The organism is Pseudomonas abyssi (genome assembly GCF_003444685.1).
GTDB lineage: Bacteria > Pseudomonadota > Gammaproteobacteria > Pseudomonadales > Pseudomonadaceae > Halopseudomonas > Halopseudomonas abyssi.
Genome location: NZ_LMAZ01000003.1, coordinates 25,238 through 41,971, shown reverse-complemented (window position 1 = coordinate 41,971; position 16,734 = coordinate 25,238). Strand labels below are relative to the sequence as shown.

The window sequence follows — 16,734 nt, the reverse complement described above, 5'->3', positions numbered from 1 at the left end:
TTGAACGGGCTGCCGGCGTTGTGCTGTCTGCACGAAACCAACCTCGACAAAGCCGGTCCCAGCTCTGGTGCAGCCGCCGGACCAACTGGCATGCTGTGTCCTGTTACGCACGTCGAGGAGGGTGCCATGTCCCATTATGATCCGTTGATTGATTCCGCCGCCGCCCGCCTGGGGCGTGTACTTGAACACCTGGGGCAACGCGTCAGCACCGCCGAGTCCTGCACCGGCGGCGGTATCGCTGAAGCCATTACTCGTGTCGCAGGCAGCTCGCAGTGGTTTGAAACCGGCTTTGTCACCTACGCCAACAGTAGCAAGGCGCGTTGGCTAGGGGTGGAGCAGGCCACGCTGGAGGCGCACGGAGCGGTCAGCGAACCGGTGGTGCTGGCCATGGCCGCGGGGGCCAAGGCGGCGGCTGAGGCGGATATGGCGGTGGCTGTCAGCGGTATTGCCGGCCCGGATGGCGGCAGCGCCGAAAAGCCGGTCGGCACGGTGTGGTTTGGCTGGGCCTTGAGTGATGGCCGGGTGGTCAGTGAATGCAAGCGTTTTCAGGGCGGCCGCCGTGAGGTGCGTGCTCAAACGGTATTGCATGCACTGGAGCGCCTGGTCTCGGAGGCAGAGAAGGCAGCTGCGAACCGGTCGTCAGTCTGATTGCATATCGGGGGTAGGCGGGTAATTTTTTCTGTGGAATAATACTGACCAAATATACAGTAGTTGATCGGTCGGTCGCTTCGGCGCCTGCCCCAAGCCAAGAGGATGCGAAATGGACGATAACAAAAAGAAGGCGCTGTCGGCTGCCTTGAGTCAGATTGAACGTCAGTTTGGCAAGGGTGCCGTGATGCGCATGGGCGATCACGAGCGTCAGGCCATTCCGGCTATCTCCACCGGCTCGCTCGGCCTGGATATCGCCCTCGGCATTGGCGGCCTGCCCAAGGGCCGTATCGTCGAAATCTATGGGCCGGAGTCCTCCGGTAAAACCACGCTGACCCTGTCGGTTATCGCGCAAGCGCAGAAGCACGGCGCCACCTGCGCTTTCGTTGACGCGGAACATGCGTTGGATCCGGAATACGCCGGCAAGCTGGGCGTGAATGTTGATGACCTGCTGGTCTCCCAGCCTGACACTGGTGAGCAGGCACTGGAAATCACCGACATGCTGGTGCGTTCCAACGCTGTTGACGTGATCATCGTCGACTCCGTAGCGGCACTGGTGCCCAAGGCCGAGATTGAAGGTGAAATGGGTGACCACCACGTAGGTGTGCAGGCCCGTCTGATGTCTCAGGCGCTGCGTAAGATCACCGGTAACATCAAGAACGCCAACTGTCTGGTTATTTTCATCAACCAGATCCGTATGAAGATCGGCGTCATGTTCGGTAACCCGGAAACCACCACCGGCGGTAACGCGCTCAAGTTCTACTCCTCTGTCCGTCTGGACATCCGCCGTACCGGCGCGGTGAAAGAGGGCGACGAGGTGGTTGGCAGTGAAACCCGCGTCAAGGTTGTGAAAAACAAGGTCGCACCGCCGTTCCGTCAGGCCGAGTTCCAGATCCTGTACGGCGCCGGTATCTACCATAACGCCGAGATCATCGACCTGGGTGTACAGATCGGCCTGGTTGAGAAAGCCGGTGCCTGGTACAGCTATCAAGGCAGCAAGATCGGTCAGGGCAAGGCCAACGCCGCCAAGTTCCTGGAAGACAACAAGGCAGTGGCTGAGGAGATCGAAAAGGCCATCCGCGACAAGCTGCTGGCCAAGCCCGGCAAGCCGAAGGCCGAGAGCGAAGCCGACGCCGAACTGGAAGACTGAGCCGGCTGACTGATGCGCCCGCGCTCTACGTTGGAAACCCCTGTTGCCATTCGCCGCTCAGCCATGGATTTGCTGGCGCGGCGAGAGCACAGCTATGCGGAGTTGCAACGCAAGTTGCGCCAGCGAGGCGCGCCGAGCGATCTGGCCGAGATAGAGCTGGACCGCCTGGTTGAGGATGGGTTGCTCAGTGATGAGCGCTTTTGCGAGGCGTATATCTACGCCCGCAGTCAGCGCGGTTACGGCCCCGCGCGCCTGCGCGAGGAGCTGCGCCAGCGTGGCGTATCTGAATCGCTGGTCGAGCGCAGTCTGGCCGAGGCAGATCAGGACTGGCAGGCGCTGGCCGAACAGGTGTTTGCCAAGCGCTTCCCTGAGGGCACTGCCCGTGATCCGGCGGAGCGCGGCAAGCAGCTGCGCTTTATGCAGTACCGGGGGTTTTCAGGTTTTCGGGCTGATTGACGAAGTCGATCAGCGCCCGCAGGCTACCCCTGTCCCTTTCGTTGAAATCAAAGCACAAGCGCGTCAGTGCGCCCAGCTCGGGCTCGTCGTCCTCCTGTTCACACATCCCCTGTTGCACAAATCCGCCTGAGACACAGATGTGTCCAAATCGCGTCTCCAGCTGTGCCAGTGCCTGCTGGTTGAGCGGGTGGTTGAGGCGCAGCATAAACTGTTCTCCAACACGGCGAGATGAGTGATAGTTGCTGTAAAAATTCAGGACCACCTGCATCGCCTCAGCGGGTGAGTTGCAGGGCGTCAACAGGTTGATGTCGTCGGGGTGGATATAGGCGCTGTCTGCCAGTTGGCTGCGAACAAACTGGGTAAAGGCCTGCCAGTACTGCCCGCCCGGCTGGTCCAGCAGAATGATCGGCACCATTGGGCTCTTGCCGGTCTGTACCAGGGTCAGCACTTCCAAGGCTTCATCCAAGGTGCCGAAGCCCCCTGGGCAGAGGATCAGAGCGTCTGCTTCCTTCACGAAGAACAGCTTGCGCAAAAAGAAAAAGCCAAAAGCCAGGTCATGGCTGGTGCCATGCACCACGGTGTTGGAGCGCTGCTCAAACGGCAGGGTGATATTGAAGCCCAGGCTGTGATCCAGTCCGGCACCTTCGTGGGTCGCGGTCATGATGCCGCCGCCAGCGCCGGTGATCGCCATATAGTCGTTGGCGGCCAGGGCGGCGCCCATCTCGCGGGCTACGGCGTACAGCGGGTGGTCGGGCGCGGTGCGTGCCGAGCCAAACACGGTGACCTTGCGGCGGCGCTTGAACATCTCCAGACGCGAGAAAGCCTGTTCCATCTCGCGAATGGTATGCAGCATGATCTTGGCGTCCCAGCGGTTGCGGTCCGCCTGGGCCATACGAATCACGTCCAGCAGCATGTCGCGGTAGAGCGGTGCGTTGTCACTGTCGGCAGCGCATAGCGCGATCAGCTCATCGACTCGACTGGGAATCTCGTTGCTGCCGGTTTGCCAGTGCCGACTCAGGTAGTCGGCCGGATCGTTGTCCTGCATCGGGCACCTGCTTCAGAGGGTCTGGCAATGATCGGCGATAAAACTCTGGGTCAGTACCGGCTGCTCATTGTCCTTGAGGACAAAGTGGTAGGTGAGGGTAGCGCCCATGTCCAGCAGGCGGCGGAAGCGCAGGTCGGTGCAGACGCTGGCTTGCAGCTGGCTACGGGTCAGCAGCGGATCTTGCTGCATCAGTTCGGCGTAGTCGGCGTCGACCGCCAACCGATTGATTAGCTCATCACCTTCGGCGCTGAAGCCCAAGTCGGTGATCTGCGCGCTAATGTCGCGTGGGGTGTTTTCATTACTTTGCTCAGCAACCTGTTTGAGGGTGTCGTTCAGGCGAATATCTCGCAGCGAGGCGGCTTGCAGTGGCGCTGCCAGGCAGGCAGCAAGCACCAGGGGTAACCAGCGCATTATGTCTCTCCAGGTTTAATGTCCATATGCTGTGACATCCTTTGTGACCACGCCATTGCCGACTGGTTCGCTGGCCAGTCGCTATCGGTGTTGCCGGCTGGAATCGGATAGAATGCTGGCATTGTGGCGCGTCGCCTGTCCAGCCAGGAAAATGTAGTGATGTCTGAACACCCGGACCATGCGGTCAATCGCTTGCGCAGCGACGCCATTGCGCGCTCCACCCGGCCGTTTCTGGCGCGCGGTGCACGGGTGCGCCGTTGCCCGAGTTGCCAGGTGGCGGAGCATGCCTGTATCTGTGCAGAGCGCCCTAGGCTTGAGAGCGGTGTCAGTTTCTGTCTGTTGATGCACGCCTATGAGCCCCTCAAGCCGACCAACACCGGTCGGCTGATTGCTGATTGTCTGCCCGATACGTATGCCTTTACCTGGGCGCGAACCGAGGTTGACCCAGTGCTGCTGGCGCTACTCAATGACCTGCGCTACCAGCCGTATGTGGTGTTTCCCGGGGAGTACGCACAGCCAACCCAGCAGGTGTGTGAGCAGATAGAGGCGGGGCAGGGGCGCCGTCCGTTGCTGATCATTCTGGACGCCACCTGGACGCAGGCGCGCAAGATGTTTCGCAAGAGTCCGTATCTGGCGGATGTGCCGGTGCTGAGTCTGCAGACCGAGCAGCTGTCGCGCTATCGCCTGCGCCGCTCCACTCGTGATGACCACCTGTGTACCGTAGAGGTGGCGTCGGCCTGCCTGCAGCTGGCCGGCGATACGGCCGCTGCCGAGGCGTTGGATGGCTACTTTCAGCGCTTTACCGACGCTTACCTGAGTACCTGCCGCAAGCGCCCTCAGTGATGCCCCGCCGGCTCCTGCTGTACCGCAGCGGGGCGTCGTCGCCGATCAAGATAGATAGGCACCAGCTGTGCAGTGAGCATGCCGGCGAGCATCAGCGCACAACCCAGCAAACCGCGCGGGGTGAGGGTTTCACCCAGAATCAGCCAGCCGGCCAGCGCGGCAAACACCGCCTCCAGGCTGAGGATGATCGCTGCGTGTGAGGTGATGGCGTCTTTCTGTGCCACCACCTGCAGAGTAAAGGCAACGCCAACGGCCAGGATGCCGCCGTACAGAATGGCCGGTAGCGCCTGCGCGATGGCAGCAACGTTGATCGGTTCCAGCGTGACCGCCAGCGTCAGGCTGACCACGGCACAGACCAGAAACTGGATAAAGGACACCAGAATCGGGTCGTAGCGGCTTGCCAGCGCGCCGACCAGCAGCACATGCACAGCCCAGAAGCAGGCGCCCACCAGCTGCAGCCAGTCGCCGCGCGCGACGGTGAACTCGGCTGTCACGCTCAGCAGCATCATGCCGACCAACGCCATCACGGCACCGGCCCAGGTGCCCTTGTGGGTACGCATGCCGATAAACAGACCAAACACCGGTACCAGAATGACGTAGAGCCCGGTAATAAAGCCGGAGTTGGTGACGGTGGTGAACATCAGGCCAATCTGCTGCAGGTTGATGCCCAGCGTTAGCACCAGGCCAAGCACCAGGCTGCCCAGCAGCATCGGGCGGCTCAGGCGGGATGGGCCGCCGTTTGCCTGGACCGGTTTGCGCAGCAGCCAGATCAGCGGCAGCAGGGTGATGGCGCCGATGGCAAAACGCAGCCCGGTATAGAGAAAGGGGCCGATGTGGTCCATGCCCAGGCGCTGGGCAACAAAGGTGCTACCCCAGATCAGAGCAGTAATCAGCATCAGGGCATCAGCCCGATAATGGCGCAGGTTCATGGGGGACTCGGAGGCAGTGAAACAGGTAGTTTCCTCCCTGCGCTGGGTACTTATCCAGATACAGTTGTAGAGGCAGACTGTATCGCTGGCGATTGGCATTGACTGGGCGGTCGCTGACTGGCAGTCTCAGCGTGCTGTCTCACCTCCATAACAAAAAGACTGTGCAGGACGCCAAGCATGGGCCTGACCTATGACATTTTGATCGCTGACGATCACCCCCTTTTTCGTAGTGCCTTGCGCCAGGCGTTGTTCGATGGCCTGGGCGACACCATTACCCTGAGTGAAGTGGGCAGTATCACCGAGTTGCAGCAACGTTTGGGCGAGCGCGCCGATTGGGATCTGGTCCTGCTGGATCTGAACATGCCCGGTGCCTACGGCTTTTCCGGGTTGGCGCAGATGCGCGGCCAGTTCCCACAAATACCGGTCATTCTGATTTCTGCCCAGGAAGAGTCTGCTGTGGCCCGTCGCGCCCGCGACTTCGGTGCCAGTGGTTTTATTCCCAAGTCGGCCAGTCTGGAGGCCATTCAGCAGGCGGTTCAGGCGGTGCTCGATGGTGGCGTCTGCTGGCCTGAGGGTATCGACAACCCGCCGGGTATGAGCAGCGAACAGCAGCAGATCAGCGAGCGGGTTGCCAGCCTGACGCCGCAGCAGTTCCGCGTGCTGACCATGGTCTGCGATGGCTTGCTGAACAAGCAGATTGCCTACGAGCTGGACGTGTCCGAAGCCACCGTCAAGGCCCATGTTACCGCCATTTTCCGCAAGCTCAATGTACGCACGCGTACCCAGGCCGCTCTAGTGCTGCAGCAGATGGAACTGGCGAGCTGAGTCACCCCTGCCTGGGCCCGGCTACGACGGAAGTCTGCTGGGCAAACCCCACTGGCACTGCCAGACTGCATGCTGTGACACTGCAGTGGATTGAACACGCCCCATGATGCTCTCCGGCGGGCTGGTAGCCCTCATTTTTCTGATGTACATGGCATTGCTGTTTGTGATCGCTTTCTGGGGCGATCGCAACGCAAGCGTTCTCAAGCCACGCCTGCGGGTCTGGATCTACAGCCTGTCACTCTCCGTCTGGTGCACCAGTTGGACCTTCTTCGGCTCGGTTGGCATGGCGACCAACCAGCTTTGGGGCTTTCTACCCATCTATCTCGGCCCGTTGTTGCTATTCCTGTTCGGTTGGCGCCTGTATGCGCGCATGATCGCCATCAGCAAGCAGGAGAACATCACCTCCATCGCCGACTTTATTGCCTCGCGGTACGGCAAGTCGCAGGGCTTGGGTGTGATCGTCTCGCTGCTTTGCCTGGTCGCCGTGTTGCCCTATATCGCTTTGCAGTTGAAGGGGATTGTGCTCGGCTACAGCCTGCTCAGCAGCGCACCGGGCAGCGCCATGAGCGCCGACAGTGCGTTGGGCGCAGAGGATACCGCACTGGTTGTCACCCTGGTGCTGGCGCTGTTTACGGTGCTGTTCGGTACCCGCAGCCTGGATGTGACCGAGCATCACCGCGGCATGATGCTGGCCATCGCCTTCGAGTCGCTGGTGAAGTTGCTGGCGTTTCTGGCGGTGGGGTTGTTTGTGGTGTTTGGGTTGTTTGGTGGTGCCGCTGATCTGTTTGCCCAGGCCCGCAGCGCTGAGGTCCTTGAGGGGTACTGGCAGCAGGAGACACCGGTGATCGGCCTGTTGCTGCAGACGTCCATCGCCATTCTGGCCTTTATTTGCCTGCCTCGGCAGTTTCAGGTGGCCGTGGTTGAGAACAGTGAACCGGGTGACCTGCGCCTGGCGCGCTGGGTCTTCCCGGTGTACCTGCTGCTGGCTGGCCTGTTTGTGATTCCGATTGCCCTGGCCGGTCAGATGCTGCTGGGTGGCGGCCTGTCGCCTGACTCGTACGTCATCAGCCTGCCGCTGATGCAGGGCAACTCGACGCTGGCCATGGCGGCGTTTCTGGGCGGGGCTTCCGCCGCCTCGGGCATGGTAATTGTGGCGGCCATTGCGTTGAGCACCATGGTCTCGAACGATGTGGTACTGCCGATTCTGCTGCGCAACCGCGTCGGCCCTGAGCACTCCTATGAGCGCTTTCGCGGTTGGCTGCTGAACGTACGGCGCACCAGCATTCTGATCATCCTGCTGCTGGCCTACGTGGTTTACCGCCTGATTGGCAGCGAGACCAGCCTGGCCAGTATCGGCCAGGTAGCCTTCGCGGCCATCGGCCAGTTGGCGCCGGCGATGTTTGGCGCACTGTTCTGGAAACAAGCCAACCGTACCGGGGTCCTCGCCGGGTTGCTGGTGGGCATCGTCCTGTGGCTCTACCTGCTGGTGCTGCCGCTGGTCGGGGCCGGGCTGCACTGGCATACCAATCAGTTGCCGGTTATCGAGGCCGTGCGCACGGCTGCGGCCAGCTGGGGCGTGGATGCGCTGACGCTGGCCAGCGTGGTGTCGCTGGTGGGTAACTTCCTGGTCTTTGTCGCCTTCTCGCTGTTCAGTCGCACCCGGGTGCTGGAGCATTGGCAGGCCAGCCGCTTTGTCAGTCAGGACGCAGAGCCCTGGATCGACGGTCCGGGCAAGGTGCTGCTGCGGGTACGAGTGGATGACCTGCTGGAGCTGGCGTCACGCTTTGTCGGCGAAGACCGTGCCGAGGCCGCGTTTAACCAGTATGCCATGCGCCAGGGCGGTGGCCTGCACGGCAGTCAGACCGCCGATTCCGGCTGGATCACCCTGACCGAACGTCTGCTGGCCGGGGTGCTAGGCGCATCCTCGGCGCGGCTGGTGGTGAAGGCGGCGATTGAAGGCCGCGACATGCAGTTTGACGATGTGGTGCGCATCGTCGATGAGGCCTCCGAGGTGTTGCAGTTCAACCGTGGCCTGCTGCAGGGCGCCATCGAGAACATCAGTCAGGGCATCAGCGTGGTCGACAAGTCGCTGCGACTGGTGGCCTGGAACCGCCGCTATCTGGAGATGTTCCAGTACCCAGAGGGTCTGATTGCCATTGGTCGGCCGATTTCCGACATCATTTTGCATAACGCGCGGCGTGGCCTCTGTGGCCCGGGCGACCCGCAAATGCACGTCGACAAGCGTATTGCCTGGATGCAGCAAGGCACGCCGCACCGCTCCGAGCGCATGTTCCCCGATGGCAGCGTGATCGAGATTATCGGCAACCCGATGCCGGGCGGCGGCTTTGTCATGAGTTTTACCGATATTTCGGCCTTCCGCGACGCGGAAAAGGCGCTGCAGGAATCCAACGAAAGCCTGGAGCGGCGGGTAGACGAACGGACCCGCGAGCTGTCGGAGCTGAACCAGGCGCTGCTGCAGGCGCAGGCCCAGACCGAGCGCGCCAGCCAGTCCAAGAGTCGCTTCCTCACGGCGGTCAGTCACGATCTGATGCAGCCATTGAATGCCGCGCGCCTGTTCTCGGCCTCACTGGCGCACCAGGCCGACATGGCCCCGGAAGTCGATGAGCTGGTACGCCACCTGGACAGCTCGCTGGCCTCGGCGGAGGAGCTGATCTCCGATCTATTGGATATTTCGCGCCTGGAAGCGGGCCGCATCGTGCCGGAGCTGGGCGACTTTGCCCTCAGCGAGTTGTTCGACCCCTTGCGGATCGAGTTCAGCGCGCTGGCGGTGGAACACGGTATTGACCTGCGCATCCACAGTAGCCGCCTGCGGGTGCGCAGCGACATGCGTCTGCTGCGGCGTGTGTTGCAGAATTTTCTGACCAACGCCTTTCGCTACGCCAGCGCCGCGCGTGTGGTGCTAGGCGTACGGCACCTGCATAACGCGGTGCGTATCGAGGTGTGGGATCAGGGCCCGGGGATTCCTGAGGACAAGCTGCAATTGATCTTCGAGGAGTTTCAGCGCCTGGATAGTCACCGCACGCAGGCGGAGAAGGGGTTGGGGCTGGGGTTGGCGATTGCCGATGGTCTGTGTCGTGTGTTGGGGCATGAACTCAGTGTGCGGTCCTGGCCTGGGCAGGGTAGCGTCTTCAGTGTGACGGTGCCGCTGGCGACGATGCCGCGTGTGGTGCGCAGCCGGGTCTCCATCCCGGAGTTGCCGCCGCAGTTTGAGGGGGCGCCGGTGCTGTGTATCGACAACGAGAAGAATATTCTCGCCGGCATGCAGAGCCTGCTCGGCCGCTGGCAGTGCCGCGTGGCCGTGGCCCGTGACCGGGCGGAGGCGCAACAGGTGCTGGACCAGGGCTTTGTGCCTGAACTGGTGCTGGTCGATTACCATCTGGATGACGGCGATACCGGCACCCAGGTGATGCTCTGGCTGCGCGAGCGCCTTGGCGCCGACCTGCCGGGCGTGGTGATCAGCGCGGACGGGCGGCAGGACGTGCTTAGCGAAATCTCGCTGGCGGGGCTGTCCTATCTACCCAAACCGGTCAAACCGGCCGCACTGCGTGCCCTGATCAGTCGTCACGTGGCTTTGGGAAGCACTGATTAATTCCACATGCCCTCTTGGCGTTCAGGCTGGACCGCATCCGTTTGGGCCGCAATCAAGGCGTGGTATCGAAGGCATGTCGGAACCTGTCGAGAAATCACAATGCAGAGTGCGGCCCAGCCTGAGCGCCCCGCAGGGCGAGCGCTCAAGCATGCATCTGCTAACCACTCTTGGCTGCATATCGCGCCTTGCATCTGCACGCTCGAGAACTCGCAGAGGGTGTGTGGAATTAATCAGTACTTCCCAAGGCCTGAACGTAACAGTTTGTACTGGTGTTGCCGTGTAGCTGTATCTGTTCTGCTGCGGTGCGGCGGGATAGGCTGCAGTCTTTATCGTTCTGATACTGCCCGGTCTGCCTGCTGCCCATGTCTGCCAAAACCACAGCTCTGTTGCGCGGCGCGCGCGACACCGTCCCCATGCTGATCGGCGCTTTGCCCTTTGGTCTCATCTTCGGCACGCTGGCGGTTGCCAGTGGGCTGTCTCTGCCGGCGACTCTCTTGATGTCTGCGCTGGTGTTTGCCGGTTCGGCGCAGTTTATTGCCGTCAGCCTGATCGCCAGTGGCACCGGGCTGGTGGTGCTGTTGCTGACCACGCTGATCGTCAATCTGCGCCACATGCTCTATAGCGCCAGCCTGATGCCCCATGTGCGGCACTTGCCCCAGCGCTGGAAGATCCCGTTGGCGTTCTGGCTGACCGACGAGAGCTTTGCCGTGGTGCACCGTCACTATCTGGACCCGCACCCCCCCCAAAGAACTTAAGCATTGGTATTACCTGGGCTCCTGTCTTGCCATGTACAGCAACTGGTTTCTCTGCACGCTGCTCGGCGCGCTGTTGGGCAACGCGCTGCCGGGGCTGGCTGATTGGGGGCTGGATTTTGCCATGGTCGCGACCTTTACCGGCATCGTGGTACCGCTGCTGCGCACTCGCCCGATGCTGCTGGCGGCGGTGGTCGCCGGCCTGGTTGCGGTGTTGGCGTATGACCTGCCATGGAAGCTCGGGTTGATGATTGCGGCGCTGGCGGGTGTGAGCGCTGGCGTGCTCGCCGAACGCTGGCTGGCGGCGCAACCGGCAAAGGAGGCGATCAATGAGTCAGTTTGAGATCGTGCTGCTGCTGGGCATGGCGAGCATTACCTTTGCCATTCGCTACACCTTGTTTGCCGTCGGCGACCGGGTGCGCTTCAGCCCGCTGGTGCAGCAGGCGCTCGGCTATGTGCCGGTCGCGGTGCTGACCGCGATCATCGTGCCGGCCATGCTGATGCCGGGCGGTGAGGGGCTGGAACTGACCCCAAGTAACGCCTATCTGGTCGGCGGCGTCGTTGCCGTGCTGATCGCCGCGTTCAGCCGTAACCTGCTGCTGACCATCTTTGGCAGCATGCTGGTGTTCTTTCTCTGGCGCTGGTGGCTGTTCGGCTGATTACCAGAACGATGCGCGCTTGGTGCGAACGGCCACCAGTATCAGAGTCAGAGCCGCGCAGGAAATGATGCTGGTGAAGCCCAGCACCGTCGGGGCAAAGCCGATCATGTCGCTGACAAAGCCCACGCCCAGCACCACCGAGGCCATGGTCAGGTACGCCATCAGGTAAAACGCCGAATTGATGCTGCCACGCTGATCCACCGGGGCGGTGTTGCTGATGGAGGCAATGCCGACCACACCGGTAGCGCCCGCGCCGCCAGCCGTTGCCAGGGTGGCCAGGGTAAACAGCCAGGGTGAGCTGTAGACCACCGCAGCTGCCATTACGCCCAAGCCAACGATCAGGGTGCTCGGCCCCACCAGCAGCAGACGATCAAGTGGTTGGCGTTTGCAGGCAAACTGGCTGACGCCGGCCATCAATTGCCAGCCGGCGGCGAACAGGCCGGCTTTGGTGCGATCGTCGATGCCCACCAGCTTGGTTGCCAGCGATGGGCCAAGGGATGCATACAGGCTACCGGTAGACCAGGCCAGACAGATGGCCGCGGCAGCAAAGATGAAGGCACCCAGCATCTCGCGGGGTACCTTGATAGTGGCGGGGCGCCAGGCGCGCCAGCGAAACTCCGGATGGCGCTGGCCGATATCAGCGGGCCAGGGCGCGAACAGCAGCATGGCCACCGTCATGCAGCCGAGCACCACCGTTACCGCAAAGGGCCAGGTAAGTGCCGCCTCTCCCAGACCCAGCATCAACGAGCTTACCGTGGGGCCGGCAAAGGCGCCCAGGGTAAAGAACAGGGCGGAGAGGGTGGCGGCACGGGTCCAGTTGTCATTGGGTTCCAGCTCGACCAGTGCGGCGGAGGAGGCTCCGGTCACGATGCCTGTGCCAATGCCGGTCAGCACCCGGGCGGCGCCCAGGCCGTAGATATCGCTGGCCAGCATGAACATCACCGCGCCGGCAATGATGAACAGCAGCCCTGGCACCATCATCTGACGGCGCCCGATCTTGTCTGACAGCGAGCCCAGGGTCAGCAGGGTAAGCACCACTCCCAGCACATAGATGGAGAACACCGCAGTCAGCGCGGTGGACGAGAAGCCCATTTTGACCTGCCACACCGCGTACAGCGGTGTCGGCACGTTGCTGGCGAAGATGGTGGTAAAAATCGCCAGCAGCGCACCACACATCGCCACCCGGCGACTGCTTGCGGAACTGCTGTGTGACGATGGCCCTGACATCTTCCTGCTCCTTCCGGATAAAGCGGCGATTATCGCAGAAGCCGGCGCGCAGCGGACAGTCAGTCAGGCCATCACTGCCGCTGATGTGGCCCAGGCTCGCCCAGCGGCTGCGCTAGCTCCGCCAACGACAGTGGTGTAGCGGCATCCAGCGCACGGGCCATCAGCAGGCGCAGGACCGAGGCGTCTGGCCGGCGCGCAGGCCACTGCTCGGTGTATTCGATCAGGCGGGTCTGGCCGTCCTCGTCTGCGGTTGCCAGGGCAAAACGGAAGGGATGATAGCCGCTCATGCCCAGGCGCAGGTCGGTGGCCACCCACTGGCCGTCGATCAGGTCATAGCGCAAACGGTCACCGGTAAACCAGCGCAGGCGCTCGTTCTGCGGTGAGTTCGCCAGCGCTTGTGCCGCTGCTTCGCTTTGGCGCGGCAGCGCGGTCAGGCTCATTGGCTCATGGTCCAGCCAGCCGGTCAGCCCTTCGTAATAGATGTCGCCATCCACCGCCATGACGCGCCAGAGCAGCGTATTGAACGGCGTGGGCGTGCTGAATACCGAATCCGGCTGCAGTTTTTGCGCCTCAAGCGCGGCCTGTAGCCGATGCTCTGCCATGGTCTTGCCGACCAGTGTGCTACCCAGATACAGACTGCTCAACGCCAGCGCCGCGTACTGCCAGCGTCGACCGCTGCGCCCGAGACCGATCACCAGCGCTACCAGCGTCGCCAGCAGCAGCGGCAAGGTATAGAGCGGGTCGATGATGAAGATAGAGGAAATCGCCACCGGCGGCGTAGTCAACGGCCAGAACAGTTGGGTGCCGTAGGTGGTAAAGCTGTCCAGCAGCGGGTGGGTGCAGAGCACCAGCGCCAACGTCAGGAACAGTCGCCTGCCGCTGTAGCCGGCATCCGGCCAGCGCTTGCGGATCAGCCAGGTCAGCAGCGCAGCGAGAGCTGCAAGTACGAACAGAGAGTGGCTGAAGCCGCGGTGGTAGGTCATATCGGCGACGGCATCGCCGTAGTCGATCAGCACATCCATGTCCGGCAGGGTGGCTAGTGCCGCGCCGTATACCAGCGCCTTGCGGCCCTGCCAGCGGCCAAGCATGGCGCCCTGGATAGAGGCGCCGAGAACGAGCTGAGTAACTGAATCCATGGAAGGGGCTGCTCCGCTATTAACAGAGCAACAGACTACTGCATCTGCCCGGGCGGCGCAGTCCCCTTCCGATCTGTCAGCTCAGATCGTGCTGACGGTCCAGCTCGATGCAGGCATCCAGCAGCTCCAGATAGGCTTTGCGGGATTTTACCTTGGTCTGGCGGAACGCCGTCATGTTCAGCGCAGCCAGTTCTTTGGCCTTGGCCATGGCGGCGGCTTCCAGCTCTTCGGCAGCGACGACCTGATCCAGGAAGCCCGCCTGAACAGCTTCTTCCGGCGAGAACATCTCGGCGTTGATCACGGCGCGACCGAAGGCTGCGGGCGTCAGGCGCGCGCGGGCCAGTTCGATACCGGCGTGGTGCATGGTCATGCCGATGGCAGTTTCATTCAGGCCAATCTTGAACGGACCGGCAACGCCCAGACGGTAGTCCGAAGACAGCAGCAGGAAAGCGCCCTTGGCGATCGCGTGGCCGGTGCACACCGCCACAACGGGGAAGGGGTGCGACAGCAGGCGGCGTGACAGGGTCGAGCCAGTGGCAACCAGCGCCTTGGCCGCGTCCGGGCTGGAGGTCATCACCTTAAGGTCGTAACCACCAGAGAAAATGCCGGGCTTACCGCTCAGCACCACGACAGCGCGGTCCTGCTCGGCCTGGTCAAGCGCCGCGTTGATCGCAGCGATCATGTCGGGCGACAGGGCATTGACCTTGCCGTTGTCCAGGCTCAGGTGGGCAACGCCGTCGGCAAAACGGTAGGAAACCAGTTCGCTCATCAGAAAGTCCTCGAGTCAGGGCTGCGGCGACAGGCCGCGTTCGCGATTCGGCAGTTTACCAACTAAATCATGACTGGCGAGTCTTGTCGGCAAGCCACTGTAATGACTGAAATACATAGAAAAAGGGTTTGCCAAAACACGGGTGTTTCGGTACATTAGCGCGCCTCGGTAGCAGGGTCTCCTGCCGCCGAGATCCGGAGAGGTGTCCGAGTGGCTGAAGGAGCACGCCTGGAAAGTGTGTATACGTTAATCGCGTATCGAGGGTTCGAATCCCTCTCTCTCCGCCAGACAAACAAAAAAGCCCCAGCGCAAGCTGGGGCTTTTTTGTTTGTGCGGTGAAAAGACGGACGAGAACCCTAGCGGTTCGACCGGAGCCAGCACCGCTGGCGCAGGAACGTCGGAGCGCAGCGACGACGACCCGAGGCTGGTCCAGCCGAGGGCGAGGCGCTCAGCGCCGAGTAATCCCTCTCTATCAGACAGCGAAGAAGCTTGGCGCAAGCTGTGTTTTTCTTGTCCAGCTTCGGAAAGTGTCGAAAAAGTGTCGAAAGGGTTCAGCCTCAACGCTTCCTGCAGGTGATCCGGTGCAAGGTGTGCGTACCACGAGGTCTGTCCCAGAATTCTCCGCAGTACCAATACGTCTCCCCCAACAGATCGCCATTTGGTTGGGGCTGTTGCCTTTCGTTGGGTGGGTAAACGACGCGGCAAACGATCTCTGGCTTAAAAAACTGCGCCTTAGAAGGGGATATGCCCGGCCAGCGCGGGCTGGGCAGGCAAGGGCTTATCACTTTCTATAGCCTTTTTTGTTATGTTATATCAATCTTTTGTGGGTCTGCTTGGCAGCTTGCTTCTACTGATATGAGGACGATTCCGCCCATGGCTTCTCGGCGCGAGAAAAGAGCAGCATCGAATCCGGAGAGCGCAAATATCCTTTTCCGCCGGGCTAATCAATGCCGGTTGGCGCTGTTGGTATTGGTCTGTGCTGTGTGTCTGGCTGCCTGGTTGTGGCCCCGCGGCCAGGTCTCGACTGTGCCGGATGTCGCCTCTCCGCCCGTCGTAACCCCCTCATCTTCAAGCTCCATCGCCCCGTTACCGCGCTCTCCTGAGCAGCCCGAGGTCGCAGTGGATGAGGCTTGGGTCATTCAAGCAGGGGATACGCTGAGCGGCATATTCTCCCAGCGGAACATCGATGTGGCGACCATGAATGCGGTACTGGCCGCTGACCAGGAGCTGCTCGCACTCGATGTCTTGAAGCCGGGTAATACGCTGTATTTCGAGCAAGCGCTCACGTCGGGTGAGTTGCTTTCGCTCTCGCTGAACGTGCATCCCGGCAAAACGATTCATTATCGCCGGCTGCCTGATGGGAGCTTCGAGTTTGCAGAGGAAATCAAACCCAGCCGCTGGCAGCAGGATGTGTTCAGTGCGCAGATTCGCGGTAGTTTCTACGCCTCGGCCAGCCAAACGGGGCTGACCGACGGGGAGATCCTGCAAGCACAACGTATTCTCGAGGAGCGGGTGAACTTCCAGCGAGACATACACAAGAACGATCTTTTCGAGATTGTCTTGAGCCGAGAAATGGTGGACGCCGGTGCAACCGGGCAAACTCGCATAGAAGCCATTCGGCTCCAAGGGGCCAAACTTGCCCAGAGCGCTTTTCTGCACTCCGATGGTAACTATTACAACGGCAACGGTGAGAGCCTGAGCAGGGCGTTCCTCCGCCGCCCGACGCAACGCAACTACCGCGTCAGCTCGCCCTTCAACCTTCGTCGCCTGCACCCGGTCACCAAGCGTATCGCGCCGCACCTTGGTGTTGACTTCGCCATGCCTGTTGGCACTCCGGTGCTTTCCACCGGCGATGGGGTGGTGTCCAGAATCGGCAATCATCCCTACGCCGGACGGTATATCGAGGTTGAGCATCCTGGGCACTTTAAAACCCGTTATTTGCATCTCAGCCAGGTACAGGTTCAGCGAGGGCAGCGGGTCAGCCGGGGAGAGCGTATCGCCCTGTCGGGTAACACCGGCCGCAGCACAGGGCCACATCTGCATTTCGAGCTGCACGTCAATAACCGGCCCGTTGATCCGTTGACTGCCGATATCCCCACAGCCACGCACATACCGGCGAACGAGATGCCGGTGTTCCGCAACCGGGTCGCCGTCCTGATGGCGGTGATGGATAACAGCGAGCAGTTGGCAGCGAGCATGGAGCCGAACGTCCACGGCGCCGGTGGTTGAGTGATAGCAGCGCGCTGTGGACCGGTACATCCGACTGATGCTGAG

The 16,734-nt window shown here is 61.7% G+C and carries 14 protein-coding genes, 1 tRNA gene and 1 pseudogene; 10 read left to right on the top strand and 6 right to left on the bottom strand.

Annotated elements, in window-relative coordinates:
* The first annotated feature begins 126 nt into the window (after positions 1 to 126).
* The 3 genes from ASB58_RS10730 (at position 127) to ASB58_RS10720 (ending at position 2,254) form a co-directional block, all read left to right on the top strand.
* Positions 127 to 648, top strand: a complete 522-nt coding sequence (locus ASB58_RS10730; protein WP_118130649.1) for a CinA family protein — start codon at positions 127 to 129, stop codon at positions 646 to 648.
* 112 nt (positions 649 to 760) lie between these two features.
* A complete protein-coding gene (recA, locus tag ASB58_RS10725) occupies positions 761 to 1,798 on the top strand; it encodes a recombinase RecA (RefSeq protein ID WP_096002896.1) in 1,038 nt (345 codons plus the stop codon).
* Positions 1,799 to 1,810: 12 nt separating this feature from the next.
* Positions 1,811 to 2,254, top strand: a complete 444-nt coding sequence (locus ASB58_RS10720; RefSeq protein WP_118130647.1) for a regulatory protein RecX — start codon at positions 1,811 to 1,813, stop codon at positions 2,252 to 2,254.
* Here ASB58_RS10720 and ASB58_RS10715 read toward each other — a convergent pair.
* Together ASB58_RS10715 and ASB58_RS10710 are read right to left on the bottom strand one after the other, a co-directional pair.
* Positions 2,214 to 3,299, bottom strand: a complete 1,086-nt coding sequence (locus tag ASB58_RS10715) for an LOG family protein (RefSeq protein ID WP_118130645.1) — start codon at positions 3,297 to 3,299, stop codon at positions 2,214 to 2,216. The genes ASB58_RS10720 and ASB58_RS10715 overlap by 41 nt on opposite strands.
* Before the next feature lie 12 nt (positions 3,300 to 3,311).
* Entirely contained in the window at positions 3,312 to 3,710 is a 399-nt protein-coding gene (locus ASB58_RS10710; protein WP_118130643.1) for a PA3611 family quorum-sensing-regulated virulence factor, read from the bottom strand.
* Positions 3,711 to 3,869: 159 nt separating this feature from the next.
* On the opposite strand from ASB58_RS10710, the gene ASB58_RS10705 reads away from it, so the two are divergent.
* On the top strand, positions 3,870 to 4,553 hold the full coding sequence (locus ASB58_RS10705) for a tRNA-uridine aminocarboxypropyltransferase (RefSeq protein ID WP_118130640.1): 684 nt from the start codon (positions 3,870 to 3,872) through the stop codon (positions 4,551 to 4,553).
* Here the strand turns inward: ASB58_RS10705 and ASB58_RS10700 are convergent.
* The gene (locus tag ASB58_RS10700) at positions 4,547 to 5,482 is read right to left on the bottom strand and encodes a DMT family transporter (RefSeq protein WP_118130638.1); all 936 of its coding nucleotides are present in this window, start codon (positions 5,480 to 5,482) and stop codon (positions 4,547 to 4,549) included. The two genes, ASB58_RS10705 and ASB58_RS10700, sit on opposite strands and share 7 nt — an antisense overlap.
* Positions 5,483 to 5,659: 177 nt before the next feature.
* Here ASB58_RS10700 and ASB58_RS10695 point away from each other — a divergent pair, with 177 nt between their 5' ends.
* The 4 genes and pseudogenes from ASB58_RS10695 to ASB58_RS10680 all read left to right on the top strand — a co-directional run bounded on the left by ASB58_RS10695 (position 5,660) and on the right by ASB58_RS10680 (position 11,328).
* A complete protein-coding gene (locus ASB58_RS10695) occupies positions 5,660 to 6,307 on the top strand; it encodes a response regulator (protein ID WP_118130636.1) in 648 nt (215 codons plus the stop codon).
* 103 nt (positions 6,308 to 6,410) lie between these two features.
* A complete protein-coding gene (locus ASB58_RS10690; RefSeq protein ID WP_118130634.1) occupies positions 6,411 to 9,917 on the top strand; it encodes a hybrid sensor histidine kinase/response regulator in 3,507 nt (1,168 codons plus the stop codon).
* 362 nt (positions 9,918 to 10,279) lie between these two features.
* Positions 10,280 to 11,012 (top strand): annotated as a pseudogene (locus ASB58_RS10685) (AzlC family ABC transporter permease).
* On the top strand, positions 10,999 to 11,328 hold the full coding sequence (locus ASB58_RS10680) for a branched-chain amino acid transport AzlD family protein (protein ID WP_096002887.1): 330 nt from the start codon (positions 10,999 to 11,001) through the stop codon (positions 11,326 to 11,328). Before ASB58_RS10685 ends, ASB58_RS10680 begins: the two are co-directional and overlap by 14 nt.
* On the opposite strand, the gene ASB58_RS10675 is transcribed toward ASB58_RS10680, so the two are convergent.
* From ASB58_RS10675 to ASB58_RS10665, 3 genes are all read right to left on the bottom strand, one after another.
* Positions 11,329 to 12,555 carry an MFS transporter gene (locus ASB58_RS10675; RefSeq protein WP_118130632.1) on the bottom strand — a complete coding sequence of 409 codons (1,227 nt, stop codon included), beginning with the start codon at positions 12,553 to 12,555 and terminating at the stop codon, positions 11,329 to 11,331. It lies immediately after the preceding gene.
* Positions 12,556 to 12,626: 71 nt separating this feature from the next.
* Positions 12,627 to 13,691, bottom strand: a complete 1,065-nt coding sequence (locus ASB58_RS10670) for a metal-dependent hydrolase (protein ID WP_118130630.1) — start codon at positions 13,689 to 13,691, stop codon at positions 12,627 to 12,629.
* A 76-nt stretch (positions 13,692 to 13,767) separates the two neighbouring features.
* Positions 13,768 to 14,460 (bottom strand): crotonase/enoyl-CoA hydratase family protein, encoded by a 693-nt coding sequence (locus tag ASB58_RS10665; protein WP_096002884.1) that lies wholly within the window; start codon positions 14,458 to 14,460, stop codon positions 13,768 to 13,770.
* A 196-nt stretch (positions 14,461 to 14,656) separates the two neighbouring features.
* Between ASB58_RS10665 and ASB58_RS10660 the strand changes: the two genes are divergently transcribed.
* Both ASB58_RS10660 and ASB58_RS10650 read left to right on the top strand, forming a co-directional pair.
* Positions 14,657 to 14,747 (top strand) — tRNA-Ser (locus ASB58_RS10660).
* Between the two features lie 832 nt (positions 14,748 to 15,579).
* Positions 15,580 to 16,689 (top strand): peptidoglycan DD-metalloendopeptidase family protein, encoded by a 1,110-nt coding sequence (locus ASB58_RS10650; RefSeq protein ID WP_181977921.1) that lies wholly within the window; start codon positions 15,580 to 15,582, stop codon positions 16,687 to 16,689.
* Positions 16,690 to 16,734 lie beyond the last annotated feature (45 nt).

Bases quoted from the DNA above. Each gene is read 5' to 3' on its own strand.
- ASB58_RS10675 (WP_118130632.1), bottom strand. From the start codon at position 12,555: ATGTCAGGGCCATCGTCACACAGCAGTTCCGCAAGCAGTCGCCGGGTG.
- ASB58_RS10710 (WP_118130643.1), bottom strand. From the start codon at position 3,710: ATGCGCTGGTTACCCCTGGTGCTTGCTGCCTGCCTGGCAGCGCCACTG.
- ASB58_RS10680 (WP_096002887.1), top strand. From the start codon at position 10,999: ATGAGTCAGTTTGAGATCGTGCTGCTGCTGGGCATGGCGAGCATTACC.
- ASB58_RS10695 (WP_118130636.1), top strand. From the start codon at position 5,660: ATGGGCCTGACCTATGACATTTTGATCGCTGACGATCACCCCCTTTTT.
- ASB58_RS10665 (WP_096002884.1), bottom strand. From the start codon at position 14,460: ATGAGCGAACTGGTTTCCTACCGTTTTGCCGACGGCGTTGCCCACCTG.
- ASB58_RS10730 (WP_118130649.1), top strand. From the start codon at position 127: ATGTCCCATTATGATCCGTTGATTGATTCCGCCGCCGCCCGCCTGGGG.
- ASB58_RS10705 (WP_118130640.1), top strand. From the start codon at position 3,870: ATGTCTGAACACCCGGACCATGCGGTCAATCGCTTGCGCAGCGACGCC.
- ASB58_RS10715 (WP_118130645.1), bottom strand. From the start codon at position 3,299: ATGCAGGACAACGATCCGGCCGACTACCTGAGTCGGCACTGGCAAACC.
- ASB58_RS10690 (WP_118130634.1), top strand. From the start codon at position 6,411: ATGATGCTCTCCGGCGGGCTGGTAGCCCTCATTTTTCTGATGTACATG.
- ASB58_RS10700 (WP_118130638.1), bottom strand. From the start codon at position 5,482: ATGAACCTGCGCCATTATCGGGCTGATGCCCTGATGCTGATTACTGCT.
- ASB58_RS10720 (WP_118130647.1), top strand. From the start codon at position 1,811: ATGCGCCCGCGCTCTACGTTGGAAACCCCTGTTGCCATTCGCCGCTCA.
- recA (WP_096002896.1), top strand. From the start codon at position 761: ATGGACGATAACAAAAAGAAGGCGCTGTCGGCTGCCTTGAGTCAGATT.
- ASB58_RS10670 (WP_118130630.1), bottom strand. From the start codon at position 13,691: ATGGATTCAGTTACTCAGCTCGTTCTCGGCGCCTCTATCCAGGGCGCC.